The following is a 15,755-nucleotide window of genomic DNA, read 5'->3' as shown; positions in this document are numbered from 1 at the left end:
ATGGAAAATACAACGGAAAACATCGCCAAAAAAAAAGGCACCAACAAAAAATTCATAATTATCCTATCCGCATTAATCCTTTTTGGAGGTGGTTACGGCGGTTACAAATATGTACAAAGCTTATCCCACGAAACAACAGACGATGCTCAGGTTGAAAAAAACATGAGTCCCATTATCCCTCGTGTTGGAGGCTATATCGCTTCTGTATATGTAAAAGACAATGATTTTGTAAAAAAAGGAGACACCTTGTTTACTATTGAAAGTCAGGATTACCAGATCCGGGTAGAAGAGGCCGAAGCGGCAGTCGCTGCGGCAGAAAGTAGCTTTGATGTCTCCAAAGCGGATGTATCGGCCTCCTCTGCAAATGTCGCAATTTCTGATGCAACGATTCAATCCAACGCAGGTAGCATTGAAGCCGCAGTAATCCGGGCAAACCAAGCAAACAACGACTATATCCGCTACCAAAACCTATACAACAACCAGTCTATCACGAAGCAACAATATGAACAAGCGCTGACAGGCAAATTGGAAGCGGATAAGCAAGTTGAAATATTGCAGCAACAAAGAAACGCGAGTGCCTCTCAACGACATGCAATCGTAAGCAAGACTACTGTAGCTTCCAAACAAACCTCTGTCGCCGAGGCCAATGTAAAACGAGCCAAGGCTCAATTGGACGCCGCCAAGTTAAACCTTTCTTACACAGCAGTATTAGCTTCCGTCGATGGACAGGTCTCCAACATCAAAGTACAACAGGGTCAGATGATTAACCCCGGCCAATCTTTATTCTATATCGTTGACAATAGAGAGACATGGGTAGTCGCAAACTTTAAGGAAACCCAACTTCAGAAAATGAAGCCGGGACAAAAGGTTGGAATTAAAGTAAGCGCTTATCCCAATGTTGAATTTGAGGGAGAAGTAAACTCTTTTTCTCCAGCAACCGGGTCAAGATTTTCCTTATTGCCTCCAGACAATGCTACGGGCAATTTTGTCAAAACAGTACAGCGTCTGCCTGTTAAAATAAAACTGACCAATGAAAATACGGCGGAGCACATCGCATTACTACGCCCTGGTATGAACGCAGATGTAGACGTACTTGTTCGATAATTATGGAAAATTCAAATCAACAAGATAGCCTCGTTGAATATGGGTTCCGAAGAGTCATTATCACAATCACAGCCGTGCTCTGCGCACTCCTCGAAATTGTTGATACCACAATAGTCAATGTTGCCCTCAATGAAATGAAAGGTTCATTAGGAGCAACATTGACCGATGTCGCTTGGGTCATTACCGCTTATGCCATAGCCAACGTCATCGTGATCCCGATGACAAGCTGGCTATCGCAGCAGTTTGGCCGGCGGAATTACTTTGCTGCATCGATCATTCTATTTACAATAGCATCATTCTTATGCGGTAATGCAAACAATATATGGGAACTGGTAGCCTTCCGGTTCTTACAAGGAATGGGAGGAGGAGCCCTATTGGTAACAGCGCAAACAATTATCACAGAAAGTTATCCCAAAGAAAAGCGAAGTATGGCACAAGCCATATATGGAATGGGGGTAATTATAGGCCCAACACTAGGACCTCCCTTAGGTGGATATATCATCGATAACTTTTCGTGGCCTTATATTTTTTACATCAATGTACCACTAGGAATCATCGCTACCTTACTGACATTCTCTTTTGTACGCAGTCCAAAATACAGCCAAAAACAATCTGCAAAAGAGGTCGATTGGTTTGGAATGCTATTTCTTATTCTTTTTATCGGCTCTTTACAATTCGTTCTGGAACATGGACAACAAGACGATTGGTTTGATGACCCGCTAATACTAGGTCTTTCCATTCTATCTGTATTTGGGCTTTTATTCTTTATTTGGCGCGAATTGGTCTACGAAAAACCGATTGTGAACCTTCGGGTATTAAAAGACAAAAATCTGCAAGTAGGTGTCGTGATGAGCTTTATTCTGGGCTTTGGGCTATTTGGATCTACCTTTATCATTCCGATATACACTCAATCCATCCTGGGCTGGACCGCTACAGATGCTGGTCTGCTATTGCTCCCCAGTTCTATCATGACAGGAATGATGATGCCTTTCATAGGCAAGATGATTCAGAATGGTGTCCCCCAAAAATATATGGTAGCAGTCGGTCTCAGCATTTTCTTTGGATTCTGTCTCTGGATGTATAGCCTGATGACCAATGATACCGGAGCAGAGCATATGTTTTGGCCACTAATCTTTCGAGGGGTGGGCTTAGGTTTATTATTTGTACCGGTCATGACCCTCTCCTTGTCCACCCTACATGGGAAGTCTATTGGAGAAGGTGCCGCATTTACGGGGATGATGCGTCAATTGGGAGGCTCCTTTGGTATTGCTTTAATCACAACATTCATCGCTAGGGATTCCCAAAAACACCGGGTCGACCTGATATCCAATCTCGACCCAAGCAAGTTTGAAGTACAGCAACGCCTACAACAAATGCAAGCAACTTTCCAGGCTAAAGGTTTCTCGCCGAATGAAGCCCTAGCCAAGGCGCATCAGCTATTAGATCTGAGTGTTACCAAACAGGCAACAGTACTATCTTATATGGATGTGTTTTTATATCTGGGTTTAGCATTTTTAATATGTGTTCCCTTTGTACTGATGATAAAACAGGGAAAGAACAAAGTCGACATGTCTAATGTCCATTAATGACTTCCCACTAGGGGTATCTTTCGCACGGGATACCCCTTAATAATACCTCAGATACTAAATAGCGCTTCTAATAAAAAACATTCCACTCTGGATTGGTAAGGATTTTGCGATAGATGTGTTATAACAACAAATCGTTACTTTATGTCTGTATTAAATAATATTATCCTAGCAACATTATCCATACTTGCAATCACGAGTTGTAACCTCAAACCCACGGAAACAACTACACAAGAGAAAGAAATTATAGAGCGGTCAGTTGATGTCGAAGGGAACTACGTCGATACCGCATATGAAAAAAGAGCTGAAGGTTTTGATTGGGTAGGGATATCAGTACAGCAGCTATCCGATACCGTCATTAATATCAAAGTCCGCTCAAGAGCAGATATAAAAGGACCTACCTGCACTTTGGATGCGCAGGCATCAAAAACGCGTACCAACGTATACCGCACAATGCTGGAGGGGAAGCCTGTTCTTCTATCATTTGATGACGAGAGTGTCAGTATAAAATCAGAACTCGTTAATGACTCTACCATACTTAACTTTTATTGCTCTGGAGGTGCATCTTTGGGAGGACGCTACAAAAAAATCAAGGAAGACCTAGACAGTACACAGGTAGACCGAACCTCATTCATCAAGAACCTCAAATTTAATGGCATTTCTTTTTCAATCCGTAGTAAGCATGATGGAGATAAAGAGCAATTAACAATTACTCCCACAGGGTTGTCCATAGACAACGACATACACAGCCACGATATCACCGGAGAGACAGTACTAGACGCGCAGATTGGAGACATGAACAAAGACGGCTATCCCGAGGTACTGGTATATACGCAATCTCATGGCAGCGGAAGCTATGGAAGCATCATTGGCTACTCTGTAAATAAAGGGAAATCATTAAGTCAGATTTATTTCCCTCCCACTGCAGATAATCCCAAGATCAACAAAGGGTACCTTGGGCATGATAGCTTTAGTTTAGCCGATGGCTATTTGATCCAAAAATTCCCTGTGTACCAAGAAGGCGATACAAATGCAAACCCCACAGGCAAACACCGAGTAATAAAATATGAGTTAACAGATGGAGAAAGCACCCGGGTATTAGTTGTCAGCTCTGTAGAAGAAGTATAGACTTTTAGTCTACAACCTTAACCGTAGCTTCAGACTTAAGGGCTTTTTCAGGCTCATTACCGATCAATTCCGCAATTGTCTCTTCAATCATATTGCCCATACTGTTCAAGGCCAAATCATTTGGCTCTTGTCCAAATGGCTCTTCTATCTCATCTGCTATGGCTTCGAACGCCACGAAAGTATAAGCAATGAAAACCACAAGAAATGGAGTAAACCAACTCAGGCTATCCACTAACCCAAAAGGCAATAATAGACAGTAAATATAAACGGTACGATGGAGCAACACCTGATAACTATATGGAATAGGTGTAGACAGAATACGCTCGCAACCTCCCAAAATATCCGAAAGCCGATCTAAATTCTCATCAAACCGTGCCTGCTGAATCGAGTCTATATTTCCCTGCTCCTTTGAACGTTGTACCCATTGTCCCAGTAGCTTTAGAATGACGGCAGGCTTATATTTCGATTTCGATACGATGTCACAATCGGACTCTGATAGTCGAGACCGCAAATCCTCAAGAGCATCCGTAGAGCGCAATTGATGTTTAAGAGACACAATAAAGGCTCCTATAAGATTTACAAAATAACGCGTAGACTCTTTATCCAATCCCTTCCCTAAGGTCAGTGCTTGCCGTGTCAGAGAACGGGATACATTCAATAATGCTCCCCATAACTTTCTGCCCTCCCAAAAACGCTCATAGCTCACATTATTTCTAAACCCTAGAAAAAGGGCCAATACAAACCCAAATAATGTAAAAGGCACTGGATTCAGAGGTACCTTATAAGAAAACAGGGTACCGTGGAAATAAACAATTCCTAATGATAAAATAAAAAGTAGAGACAGGCGTGGTAATAAGCGAGGCAAAACCGATCCTTGCCAGATGAACAACATCCTAAACCAATTTTCTTTTTTTCTTATGATCATTATAATGTAGCGAATTAATCCGCTACAAAAATACATAGATATTTTAGTTTTAATAAACTGTAGCAATACCTACATGAAATTTAGCACTACGGCCACAATGTCTATCAGGCGAGATATTTTTCCTCTTCATTGTCCAGAATAGCAGGTCGCTCGAAAACAATAAACTTCTGGTATATAGCATGTTTACTCAACTCAGGAGACAATAGATACCCTCCGATATGCAGTTCCAGACCATTAAGCCGAATCTCAGCCAGCCGTGCTGCATCCACTAAAATAAAAAGCTCACGGGCTCTCGCTTCTGTGGAAGCTGCCGTGAAAAACAGTCGATTGAACTGTCTCAAACGAACTTCCTTCCTTCTGAGAAAGCCTATCTCCTCTACACATATGCCCTTATATTGAGGCGAGAGGAACAAAAGTTCTAAACGTAACTTGACCATAGCACTTCCAGCATCAGAAACCTCATTATCCATAGCATAACAGACCGAAAGACGTAAGTCCACAGCGTCCTGAAAGAGAAAAATTCTCCCCGTCCTATTGCTTTGTACATAGGCCAAAAAACCCAAAAGGATTATTACCAAGGTTAATAACACTTCATAAATCATAGATAGTTTTGGGTTTGCCTGGGAGCAAGCCCTACACGAATTTAAGAAACTTTCGTTCGTAAAAGAAATTTCCTATAAAAAAAAATTATGTTTAATAGTTGCCAGTAACCATTACACAGGATCAAACAGTCGTATAAAGTTAATTTTTCTGGCCAAACCGCTTGATATCAACCTTTTTACCCTTCACCAACAGTTGAAAAGATTTTAGTTCTAGTTCCTTCCCTACGACAACCGTTATCGTATATGCCGACTGATTCATGTATACATTTTCAGGAAAATGATTGGCATCTGGAGATATAGTATACTCTCCCTCAGGAAGATGAAATTCGAACCGTCCATGTACATCCGCCTTTATCGTAAATTCCTTCCCCTCCGGACTACGCGCGATGATATGGTATATATCCAATCGGGTATTGGTGGCTAGACTTAATGCAGGATCATAATCCAAAAGTAATTGTCCTTTCACTACTCCGACCTTGTGCAATGCCACCTCCAAACGTGTCGTCTTCCTATCAATCTCGACGACACGGGAGCTTCCCTGATATTGGTTCTTCAGTGGGAAAAACAACATATAGCTCCCATAGGACATTTTCTTAAAAGTCGCCTCCCCTTTTTTGTCAGTCACAAAGAGAATGTTGCGTACCGTAAATTCATAGTCTACCGCCTTCTCATCACCCGCATCAAAAACAGAATTACCATTGTTGTCATAGTAACAGAACACTTGCATATCTCCCGTTTTAATAGCGGGCCGATCCAAATCCTGTCCTTTGAATTGCTGCCTTACCCCTATCTGCAGGTTCGTGTAATCGTATTTATAGTTCGTTACCCCCACATTATATATATACTGGAATACAGCCTGTAGTTGCGTCAATTTAGCAATACGATATTGCCCCTGGAGATTACTGTTAAAAGAATGTCCCCACCCCTGATTAACCTGTCCGCTGACACTTCCGGTCCAATTTATCCGCCGCTGTAATAGATCTCCCTGATAACGCGCGCCCAGCAAATACCGCTTACCGATTTCCTGCCCCATCAGTTGGCTGCTCATCATATCATAAATCTGGAATGCTCCACTCTGATAATTTCCAAAAATTCCCAGTCGCTCATAATTATACGAGAAATCTGTACGCACCACAAAGCGTGTGGACGACAATCCTTTGAGCGATGTTCCTCCCCCCTCGACGGTCAAAAAGAGACTATGCTTCAAATCCTTAGAACGGAGATTTGCACTAGCCAACAGTAGCGCATAACGGGCCGAAAGCTTAACAATATCCTGCTGCAACATATAATCAGCATATTCGTTGCTATAGCTTGGCACAATACTAAGCTGTCCACGGGAAGATAACGGTAACGAAAGTTGCATATCCCATTTAGATGTACCGCTTTTGAAAGACTGAAAATAAGGGTTGAGATGCAACGGACTATAATCGATATAGGAATATCCAAGCCCTACCCCAAGTTGTTTTAACCGACGGTTGACCCGCTGTACCAACTGTATTGTCCCACGCCGATTGCCCGGAAAATATCCACTGCTGTAATAATTATCACTGCTCAGGTCCCAGCCACGAGCCCGTTTATTCATCTTTACCCCCGCCGCAAAAGAAGGCATACTCTGCTCCTTATAGTAGATACCATGGTATTGTTGTACTCCCGCTCCCAAAAAGCCTTCTAGTCTGACCGATTCAGGGTCCGCAGACCGAAGAATATCAAAACGATTGGTCCAGAGAATAGCACTGACACTATCCATTCGATTGTTATCGTATATGACCTGTCCTTCATATCGCTTTCCATCCGTACGTTCTTCTGCTAATTGTAGCCGAGCGAACGCAGTAAATCCGGGATTATCATTCCCATAGCCTCCCAACAGATTAGGCGTCCGCTGTAGAACCCCGAACGACACACGTTGATCTAGCGCAGTATCTCGGTAGGCATAGGTACCACCACGTCCATAGAAGGGAGCTTCTAAGCTCTCTTGTATATTTCCCACAGCAACACTATGTCCCCTTTTTTCATATTCTAAAAAGGTATTATTGACATTCCACCGTGCATCTCCTCCCCAACGATTTATAGCGGCTCCATAACGGATACGTCCTCCCATAAGTCGATATGCTCCCTCGGAGAATAGATTGTAGGACTGTTGCTCATCCAGGATATTGGATACCCGGAACTCGACATAATTGGGCGTATAACCTGAAAAAGAACGATCAGGGGCAAACATTTGCTGGAAGTTGCGGCTGGAAGTAATATTAGCATAAAGTACACTAAGATTACCAAACACATCATTATTATCATAGATACCTGCGACCCGTACCGTATACTGAGATAGCGTCATCATATAACGCTCTACCGGGAAGGTATGTCTCAATAGGGTATCTTGTCCCGAGCGGATCGATACATCAAGTTGCTGAAAGACCACCTTGCCGACACGGTCTGGAGAAGACAAGAGAATCTTTACTGCTTCATCCGTCGTCCCTGTATTGATCACCCGCAAAAGCATCTCAATAGAATCACCAATATTACGCAGATACTGAACGCTAGAATTATCCTGAAGCTGAACGGAGCGTTTATCGGCAACCTCTAGCTGTACTTTTTTTAAAGCAATCTGTGTTCCCGCCTGTTCGTGAAGCAATACGTTGAAGCTCTTACCCTTCAATGCTCCTAGCGCTTGCGCACGCAGTTTGAGCGACAGGAAACGCTTCTTCCCTGGGGCAATACGCACAGCTATACGAGCTGTACTCAGACTCACCAAATCAGAAGGCAGTTCTAAGGTTACGTAGCCTTCAAATGCAGTGGCACTATTATTCTGCAATTCCACTTCAAGACTATTAACCCCCGCCTGTAATGACATACTCGTTGTAATCCCCCATTGTATGGGCTTATCTTCTTGAGCGAAGCCAGACAGCGAAGTGAAGCAAATGAGCAGAAGCACCATTAGCCACTCCGGAGAACACGTATAAGGAAGCCTAAATCGGGGAAACATCTTTACTATTTGGGCATTAAGAGATAGAGCAGAGACACCGTATAATTACCGGGCCGGGCAGTGAGTGACTGTGAGCGTGTCAGATTCGCCTCATACTGTATATTAAAAGTACGGGTCACATTTTTATCCTTCGACTGCCCGGAATAAGCTACCTGCTCTGTAGTAGACAATTGTATCTTAGGATTAGCGGTCGTATTTCCCGCACCTACATTTGGTATTACCTGCAATGACAGTAAAGACAGGGGAAGTCCCTCTCCTGACGACCTTCGTATTTCAGGATCTAAGGACTTAACACGTAATTCGTAATCTGTGTTCGAGTTGACACGGATAGCATTATCTACCATCAGCTTAACCCCATCAATGTAATGCTGCCGCGTAAAAAACTGCAACGATGCATCTATCGCCCCTGCGTCGACCTGTAAGCTATAATCCGGGACAACCTCCACGGCTCCCCCGTTCGTAAGTGTTGGAGGAATATGCAACTTATAATTAAGAACTTGAGTACCTATCACTTTACCATTCACCTCATACAGCGTAAACTTCAGCGGAATATCGTATTCAATATGTGTATTCACGCTTACCCCACTCACAAAGTCTTCAAGATACTTGCCCTGTGCTATTTTGACCATCCCGAATAATAATGCTGAAGAATAAAAATTCTTCTCCGCCCGTAGTGCTTGGTTTGATCTTTCGATCAAATAAATTTCACCACTATTTGCCAAGAAAATATCATTGCGGCTAGCTCCTATTTCATTAAGATTCAAGATCGATTTATTATCGTCCTCTGTCCAGCGAAAGCTAATCTTATCTGCGGGAAAAGGCTTACCACTCTTATTCGGCCCTCCAGAGCTGGGCTGTATCGGTCGTAACAATTGTACAGACAAGGACCAATTAGGGTAATTGATATTGCTCTGGCTCCCCATCTGAAACTGAAATGTATTAAACCTAGCATGGGTACTTTGACCAAGATAGGAAGTAAGCTCGATATAATTATTAGACCAAAGACCAAAAGTTATCTGTGCTGTACCGGGCAACGAAGCGGTAAGCAACACAAACAACAGAATATAAAACCTAAGTCTTTGGAACATAATCAAACTCAATCTCTGCTATCTTAACATCATTGTCCTCTCCATAAAACAACATTGTTGTGGCCAAATAGTTTCCTGCGGTTAATTCTTTGGGAAGTAATATATATTGCTTCCTTTGATCCCCAGGTAAACTATAAAACTGAATATCATCCACCTTATAACGATTTCCGGTATCTTGATTTAAAAACTCTGTACGTAATTGTCCTTCCATCCATGTGTTGCCTTTGGTATCAAAACTCAATTCGAGGTACTGCCCAATACTATCGACCGAATGGTATTCCAAGTTGCTGATTTCCAGATCTGCGCGGGATCGTCCGTTGAACCGCTGATAGACTTTGATACCTGACCGTACAGCCAAGCGAATATTCGCTCCTTCACGCTCTTCACTAACACGGGGATTAAGCTGTGTGACGAACAACATGGTCGTATGCACCGGCAAGGCATCACTATAGCTCTTGTTGGCAGGGACACTCATCTGCAACTGTAAGCGCTTGGTTTCTCCTGGTTTTAAGGAGAAGAACGGTTCTGACACTGTCAACCAATCCGCACAACTTGTTTTTAAGCTGCCCTTTGGGCTGAGGACATTATCACCAATCGCCGAGTAGGCCCAATCTTCAAACGAAACAGCGAGATCTAATGGATAATCTTTACTCGGATTTGTCACATCTACATACTGCGTCTGATTCTGACCGGCATCCGCGACGAAGTATATACGGGGAGGACCGACAGTAAGCCCTGTCTGTGCATAGCCAAGAGGAATTGTAAATAGACTCAACAAGAGAATAAACAGGTAATGTCGCATAGGATGTAGATTTTGTATGGAAAATTAAGAAAAATTTTTCATAGCACTATAAAACTTTCATGATTCCTTTGATTCAACAACAGACATGAAAGCTCTTGATGTCCATTGAATTCATACACTTTCAGAAAAAAAAAGGCAAGCGTTCTACACTTGCCTTTTTCATCGACTATAGGAGTTATCTCAATTTAGTTGACAGCAATCGTGTATACCACATCGATTGAATATTTAACTTGTGTTTTTTGATTTCCAAAAAGAGCACTTACTGCTGTTCCATCTAATTTTTTACCGAAGTATTTAACATCTAAGAACTCATCCAATACAGAGGACTCTCCTATACTCGTAGTTCCCATAGGACCGAAATCCATATTTGCTGAAGCTTGTTTACCTGCTGTCAATCCATTTAGAGTTCCCGTCTTACCAATTGCTACCTCCAATAGTTGAGAAGCATCTACAGTCTCCGAACCACCGCCTTGGATTTTCTTAAATGCTCCTGTACTTCCTCCGTTAAAACCTAAAGCTGCACTAACTCTATAGCCAGACCCCACTGAAGAAACTTTCAATTGCTTATTAACTAACTGGCTTACACCATTTTTATAGTCATTAACCGTATTATATGTCAATGTTACCTCATCACCATATCCTGCTCCAGGGTTAGTGGATCCCGGTGTACCAATTTCAATAGATTGAAATGGGTTAAGCACGACATTCACTTTTACTTTAGCTGATTTTGAAGCCTCTTGTGCATTTGCTCCTACTACTGTTGCGAAAACTACTGCTAACGCTAAAACTACTTTTTTCATATTTCTTTTAGATAAACTTTTCTTTTACTTTTTATGTTCTATCTCATTGAGAACAGGACAAAAGTAGTCACGGAAAAAGGCCATAAAATATGATTTTAGGCGCAAAAGGTATGAAAAAATGCAGTAGTTATTTTTTGTAGTTTTCAATCTACAAGATGTAGTATTAACACTACAAAATGGAGCCTAAAAACACCTATCGAGTCTCGATACTGTAGAGCACATCGTTTGTAAAAACGACGGTTTTATTTTTTTCGGCATAGCGAATCAGTTCTTCTCCGCCAGGTCCTTGATAAGTCACGTCATAGATGGCATCAAATGCAGGCTTGTCCGAGGAGATAATACGTCCCCCTGCTGCACTCAATTCACCCGTTGTCAATACGACTTGTTGATCTGCAATAACAGGCCTCGCCTTTATTTTTATTTGCGGCATCAGCAACCTATCAGTCGGCTGTCCGCCAAGCTTAACAAACTCTTCATTGGCAAGTTTGACCTTGACCTCATACGCCCCCGTACTAAATACTGTCAAGTGTGAATTCTTGACTACTTCTACCCCCCTTCTATAGTCCTCCAAATCATTATAGGTCAATGTGACGGCATTCTGATCTGGATGTATAGTAAGATTCTGTACATGATTAAGAACAATATTAAGACGTACATTGGTCTGTGCATTAACAGTCCAAGAGGCCATTATCAGAAGTAATAATGTGGTCAATAACGCTTTCATAGTATAGCTGTTTCTGTAAAAATAACGCTAAAATCAGATCAAAAAGAATTTTTAAAACATTATTTTACAGACTGTGACGCATATCATAAAATTAAATATACTTCACTACTTTTTCCAGTTATTGCGATACATTTTAGGACTCTCGCCTGCTTCCTTAGAAAAAAAAGCACTGAAATTATTTTCGTCAGTATACCCCAGTTGCCAGGCAATCTGCTTAATGCTAAGTTTCGAATTGGCGAGCAAACGTTTCGCCACCCGAACCAATCCCTCTACAATCAACTCTTTTGGAGTTTCACCCGTTACCTCTTTAGTATATACCGACAACTTTCTAGGGCTGACCTTGAGACGGTCAGCATAATAGGACACATGTTTTTCCTGAGAAACATGCTCGCTAATAAGTTGCTGAAAACGATTCACAACTAAAGCAGACTCGCTCTCTTCCATAAACCTTGCACTATCCCGGTCTCCCAGATAGACTTCCCCCAACAACAAAATCTGTTTGATGATATTAAAGGCTAAAACATGTTGTATAGACTCGGGACTTTGCTTTCTCGCCATTTCCAAATGGGCACGCACAAACTCATAATAGAACAGGTACTCTTCAGGTACCCCTAATACTCGGTAAGTCGAACTATCTACCGATGCACTGAAAAACTTGTGCAGAAAAGTACAATCCCAATCACTACGACAAAAGAAAGACTCCGTAAAATAAATAAGTACAAATTCCCTGGACTCTTCGGGGTTACTTTTAAGCAGTGTACCAAAAGGAACGAATATTAAACTATTGGCTGGAAAATCCAGAAGGACCTGATTGAAATAAAGACTGCAGCCTGCATCTTTAATAAACAATAATGTATAATGTTCTTTTTTTAATGCAAGATCATTAGCACTGGGGCTCAAATCTGCCCCAACAACATATCGTATGCCGTATTCCATTCAAAAATGCTTTTATAGGTAGTGTAAAGCAATTACTTGGAATAAATGTAAAAAAGATATTTAAGTTTGACGAAAAAGAGCTGCAAAATGACAAAAATAAAACGGAAAAAGAGCTGCCTAAAGACGGGCATCTACAATCGTACGGTCGAGCACAGATTTACAATCAAAAACCACCGCTTTGTCCGCGAGTAGCGATCGGATATCCAATTGTAAAAATTCAGCATGTGCCACGGCAAGGATAACAGCATCATAAGGCCCTTCAGGCTTCGCTTGAAGATCAATCAAATACTCACGTCTTACCTCATCTGGGTCAGCCCAAGGGTCACAGAGCACCGGCACTGCCCCATACTCCTTTAGCTCCTCGTAGATATCCAGCACTTTAGTATTACGCACGTCGGGACAGTTCTCTTTAAACGTAAGTCCTAGAATCAACACCTTCGAATCCTTCACAGCTATACGCTTTTGGGACATCAGTTTGACTACTTTCGACGCCACAAACTCGGCCATGCGGTTATTGACCCGGCGCCCCGAAAGAATAACCTCGGGATGATATCCCAACTGCGAGGACTTATGTGCCAAGTAATAAGGATCGACAGAGATACAATGTCCTCCTACCAAACCAGGCTTATATTTAAGAAAATTAAACTTTGTCGCTGCCGCATCCAATACATCATGCGTATCAATTCCGATCCGATCAAAAATCAAAGCAAGTTCGTTCACGAAAGAAATATTGACATCTCGTTGCGCATTCTCTATAGCCTTGGCAGCTTCTGCAACCTTGATCGATGGCGCCTTATAGGTCCCTGCTTTAATAATAGTAGCGTAGAGTGCATCTATTTTTTCTGCGGCTTCCGGAGTAGACCCTGAAGTCACTTTTACAATCTGCTCTAAGGTATTGACCTTATCCCCGGGATTAATCCGCTCTGGCGAGTAGCCTACAAAAAAATCTATATTAAAACGAAGATTGGATGTCTGTGCAAGAATAGGCACACACTCTTCCTCTGTACATCCTGGATAAACAGTCGACTCGTAGATAACGATATCGCCTGGTTGCAGCACCTGACCAATCTCAAACGATGCCTCTTGTAAAAAACTAAGGTCTGGTGCATTAAACTCATCTATAGGCGTGGGCACTGTCACAATATATATTTGTGCATCTGCGATATCGCTTAACTCGCTAGTAGCCCGATATCCCCGGCGCTGGGGTTGCTCAATGCCTAATGCCAGCATCTCCTGCAACCGCTCCTCTTCAACCTCTAACGTGCGATCCCTCCCCTGATTGAGCGCATCTACCCTACTGGCAGAAACATCGTATCCCAATACGGAATAGTGAGCCGCAAAAGCCAATGCAAGCGGAAGCCCTACATACCCCTGCCCTATAACGGCTATAGTATTTGGATACGACATCTAAACTATAACAATGGTGATGCTCCGTGTTCCAACTCTTCGTATAAATGCTTGACATCCTGAGAGGCCTGCTTTTTGACCACCAGTAGAGCATCTTCTGTATGAACGAGTATGGTATCCTGTACGCCCACAAACGAAACATACTTGTCCGTCCCGATTACCATATTTCCTGCAGGATCCACAGCATGCCCTTTGCCTTTTAGATAGTCATACAGGGAATCATAAGATCCCATATCCGACCATACAAACTGCGAAGGGATAACCTTAATCCGCTCACTACGTTCCATGACAGCATAATCTATACTTTTGGAAGGAATCTTAGCAGAAAGCTCCTCTGATAGCAGCCCATGATGTGAGGCTTCAAACACTTCTTTAGAGGCGCGGAATACCTTCGGTTCGAAACGGAACAGCTCCTCCAAGTAAATAGAAGCCTTAAAACAAAATATTCCTGAATTCCATAGGAAATTACCCCTTTTTAAAAACTCTTTTGCCGTTTCCAAATTAGGCTTCTCCCTAAAAGAAAGCACATAATTATCTTCGTATTCAATATACCCATAACCGGTCTCTGGTCGATTTGGCTGTATACCAAATGTGACCAAATAATCCTGCTTTGCCATCTCAATCCCTTGCTTCAACACCGCTTCATACTGCATTTGATTTTCGATCAGGTGATCTGAAGGTGTCACGATCAATATGTCATCTGGCTCACAGGCAAAGGCTGCAAAAGCAATTGCAGCAGCTGTATTACGAGGTGTAGCTTCTACAATTGTCTGACTTTTATGCTCCGGCAAGTACGGTTTAGCAAGGTCTACATTCTGTATACTACCAACCATTATTGTCCGATCCACGACTCCTTGATTCCGAGAGACAGTTAATTCAAATAATGACTGACCCTCAAATAATGGGATATACTGTTTGGGCCTTGACTTACGAGACAGCGGCCATAACCGAGAACCAACTCCTCCTGATAATATAACGTTAATAATACTTGCCATAATAATTAATACATGCTAACCTCGCAGACTACTTTAGTAGTGCTGCAGGAATATGATCTTGTTTTAGATAAAGTAAAGCGGACGCTCGAGCATCGGAAAGTGCGTCATGGTGTTCTAAGGGAATCCCCATCAACTCACAACAAATACTCAGTTTTGTTTTAATAAAACCTTTCTCACGGTATATATTACTGGTACAAGCCCAAGTTTCTGGCAGTTGAAGCACTTTATAATCTAGACCATAAAACTTCATCGTACGCTGAAGCACAGCCCGGTCAAAGGATTCGTTGTGCGCCACCATAAATTGACCTGTCAGTAATGGTGCCAGTACCGGGTACAATTCTTCAAACGTAGGCGCTCCTGCTGTGTCTTTCGGCTTTATACCATGCACACGTGTCGTTTGCCACATGTACTTATTCTGCGGGGGCTTGACGAGACTATAAAACTCATTGCTAATCTGTCCATCAATCACATTGACAATACCTACAGCACACACACTCGTATAGTCGGATGTCGCTAACTCAAAATCTATCGCTGTAAATGTATCCATCTATGACAAAAGTATGAAGTAATATGTTAAAATGAAACATTGGCCTGTCCAAAAAAAAATGACATTTCTACATTCCATATAAACATGGACAGTGTTTAGCCTAATTACGAAGCACTGCAAACTAAGCATAA

14 protein-coding genes are annotated in these 15,755 nt (G+C 42.2%); 3 read left to right on the top strand and 11 right to left on the bottom strand.

Annotated elements, in window-relative coordinates; genetic code table 11:
* From CLV99_RS21565 to CLV99_RS21555, 3 genes are all read left to right on the top strand, one after another.
* The gene (locus CLV99_RS21565) at positions 1-1,104 is read left to right on the top strand and encodes an HlyD family secretion protein (protein WP_133586592.1); all 1,104 of its coding nucleotides are present in this window, start codon (positions 1-3) and stop codon (positions 1,102-1,104) included.
* Positions 1,105-1,106: 2 nt separating this feature from the next.
* Complete coding sequence (locus CLV99_RS21560) at positions 1,107-2,690, top strand: MDR family MFS transporter (protein ID WP_133586591.1); 1,584 nt, start codon at positions 1,107-1,109, stop codon at positions 2,688-2,690.
* Between the two features lie 144 nt (positions 2,691-2,834).
* A complete protein-coding gene (locus CLV99_RS21555) occupies positions 2,835-3,818 on the top strand; it encodes a PliI family lysozyme inhibitor of I-type lysozyme (protein WP_133586590.1) in 984 nt (327 codons plus the stop codon).
* A gap of 4 nt (positions 3,819-3,822) precedes the next feature.
* Here CLV99_RS21555 and CLV99_RS21550 read toward each other — a convergent pair whose 3' ends face one another.
* From CLV99_RS21550 to CLV99_RS21500, 11 genes are all read right to left on the bottom strand, one after another.
* The gene (locus CLV99_RS21550; protein WP_133586589.1) at positions 3,823-4,743 is read right to left on the bottom strand and encodes a bestrophin family protein; all 921 of its coding nucleotides are present in this window, start codon (positions 4,741-4,743) and stop codon (positions 3,823-3,825) included.
* Between the two features lie 104 nt (positions 4,744-4,847).
* Positions 4,848-5,345: a hypothetical protein gene (locus CLV99_RS21545; protein WP_133586588.1), complete on the bottom strand. Its 498-nt coding sequence runs from the start codon at positions 5,343-5,345 to the stop codon at positions 4,848-4,850.
* Positions 5,346-5,484: 139 nt separating this feature from the next.
* Entirely contained in the window at positions 5,485-8,325 is a 2,841-nt protein-coding gene (locus CLV99_RS21540) for a mitochondrial porin family protein (protein ID WP_133586587.1), read from the bottom strand.
* A gap of 5 nt (positions 8,326-8,330) precedes the next feature.
* Positions 8,331-9,413, bottom strand: a complete 1,083-nt coding sequence (locus tag CLV99_RS21535; RefSeq protein WP_133586586.1) for a hypothetical protein — start codon at positions 9,411-9,413, stop codon at positions 8,331-8,333.
* Positions 9,397-10,215: a fimbrial biogenesis chaperone gene (locus CLV99_RS21530; RefSeq protein WP_133586585.1), complete on the bottom strand. Its 819-nt coding sequence runs from the start codon at positions 10,213-10,215 to the stop codon at positions 9,397-9,399. Before CLV99_RS21530 ends, CLV99_RS21535 begins: the two co-directional genes overlap by 17 nt.
* A 185-nt stretch (positions 10,216-10,400) precedes the next feature.
* Complete coding sequence (locus CLV99_RS21525) at positions 10,401-11,015, bottom strand: hypothetical protein (RefSeq protein ID WP_133586584.1); 615 nt, start codon at positions 11,013-11,015, stop codon at positions 10,401-10,403.
* A gap of 193 nt (positions 11,016-11,208) precedes the next feature.
* The gene (locus tag CLV99_RS21520; RefSeq protein ID WP_133586583.1) at positions 11,209-11,739 is read right to left on the bottom strand and encodes a hypothetical protein; all 531 of its coding nucleotides are present in this window, start codon (positions 11,737-11,739) and stop codon (positions 11,209-11,211) included.
* 105 nt (positions 11,740-11,844) lie between these two features.
* On the bottom strand, positions 11,845-12,675 hold the full coding sequence (locus tag CLV99_RS21515) for a helix-turn-helix domain-containing protein (protein ID WP_133586582.1): 831 nt from the start codon (positions 12,673-12,675) through the stop codon (positions 11,845-11,847).
* A 117-nt stretch (positions 12,676-12,792) separates the two neighbouring features.
* Positions 12,793-14,082 (bottom strand): nucleotide sugar dehydrogenase, encoded by a 1,290-nt coding sequence (locus tag CLV99_RS21510; RefSeq protein WP_133586581.1) that lies wholly within the window; start codon positions 14,080-14,082, stop codon positions 12,793-12,795.
* A 5-nt stretch (positions 14,083-14,087) separates the two neighbouring features.
* Positions 14,088-15,077 carry a mannose-1-phosphate guanylyltransferase gene (locus CLV99_RS21505; protein WP_133586580.1) on the bottom strand — a complete coding sequence of 330 codons (990 nt, stop codon included), beginning with the start codon at positions 15,075-15,077 and terminating at the stop codon, positions 14,088-14,090.
* A 28-nt stretch (positions 15,078-15,105) separates the two neighbouring features.
* Positions 15,106-15,624 carry a 3'-5' exonuclease gene (locus CLV99_RS21500; protein WP_133586579.1) on the bottom strand — a complete coding sequence of 173 codons (519 nt, stop codon included), beginning with the start codon at positions 15,622-15,624 and terminating at the stop codon, positions 15,106-15,108.
* Positions 15,625-15,755 lie beyond the last annotated feature (131 nt).

This window comes from Sphingobacterium yanglingense (assembly GCF_004363245.1).
Lineage (GTDB): Bacteria > Bacteroidota > Bacteroidia > Sphingobacteriales > Sphingobacteriaceae > Sphingobacterium > Sphingobacterium yanglingense.
Note: the sequence above shows the minus strand (reverse complement) of the source record. Positions and strands in the feature narration are given on the sequence as shown.

What these genes read in the sequence shown, in the direction of transcription:
- CLV99_RS21565 (WP_133586592.1), top strand. Translation starts at nt 1, where the DNA reads ATGGAAAATACAACGGAAAACATCGCCAAAAAAAAAGGCACCAACAAA.
- CLV99_RS21560 (WP_133586591.1), top strand. Translation starts at nt 1,107, where the DNA reads ATGGAAAATTCAAATCAACAAGATAGCCTCGTTGAATATGGGTTCCGA.
- CLV99_RS21555 (WP_133586590.1), top strand. Translation starts at nt 2,835, where the DNA reads ATGTCTGTATTAAATAATATTATCCTAGCAACATTATCCATACTTGCA.
- CLV99_RS21550 (WP_133586589.1), bottom strand. Translation starts at nt 4,743, where the DNA reads ATGATCATAAGAAAAAAAGAAAATTGGTTTAGGATGTTGTTCATCTGG.
- CLV99_RS21545 (WP_133586588.1), bottom strand. Translation starts at nt 5,345, where the DNA reads ATGATTTATGAAGTGTTATTAACCTTGGTAATAATCCTTTTGGGTTTT.
- CLV99_RS21540 (WP_133586587.1), bottom strand. Translation starts at nt 8,325, where the DNA reads ATGTTTCCCCGATTTAGGCTTCCTTATACGTGTTCTCCGGAGTGGCTA.
- CLV99_RS21535 (WP_133586586.1), bottom strand. Translation starts at nt 9,413, where the DNA reads ATGTTCCAAAGACTTAGGTTTTATATTCTGTTGTTTGTGTTGCTTACC.
- CLV99_RS21530 (WP_133586585.1), bottom strand. Translation starts at nt 10,215, where the DNA reads ATGCGACATTACCTGTTTATTCTCTTGTTGAGTCTATTTACAATTCCT.
- CLV99_RS21525 (WP_133586584.1), bottom strand. Translation starts at nt 11,015, where the DNA reads ATGAAAAAAGTAGTTTTAGCGTTAGCAGTAGTTTTCGCAACAGTAGTA.
- CLV99_RS21520 (WP_133586583.1), bottom strand. Translation starts at nt 11,739, where the DNA reads ATGAAAGCGTTATTGACCACATTATTACTTCTGATAATGGCCTCTTGG.
- CLV99_RS21515 (WP_133586582.1), bottom strand. Translation starts at nt 12,675, where the DNA reads ATGGAATACGGCATACGATATGTTGTTGGGGCAGATTTGAGCCCCAGT.
- CLV99_RS21510 (WP_133586581.1), bottom strand. Translation starts at nt 14,082, where the DNA reads ATGTCGTATCCAAATACTATAGCCGTTATAGGGCAGGGGTATGTAGGG.
- CLV99_RS21505 (WP_133586580.1), bottom strand. Translation starts at nt 15,077, where the DNA reads ATGGCAAGTATTATTAACGTTATATTATCAGGAGGAGTTGGTTCTCGG.
- CLV99_RS21500 (WP_133586579.1), bottom strand. Translation starts at nt 15,624, where the DNA reads ATGGATACATTTACAGCGATAGATTTTGAGTTAGCGACATCCGACTAT.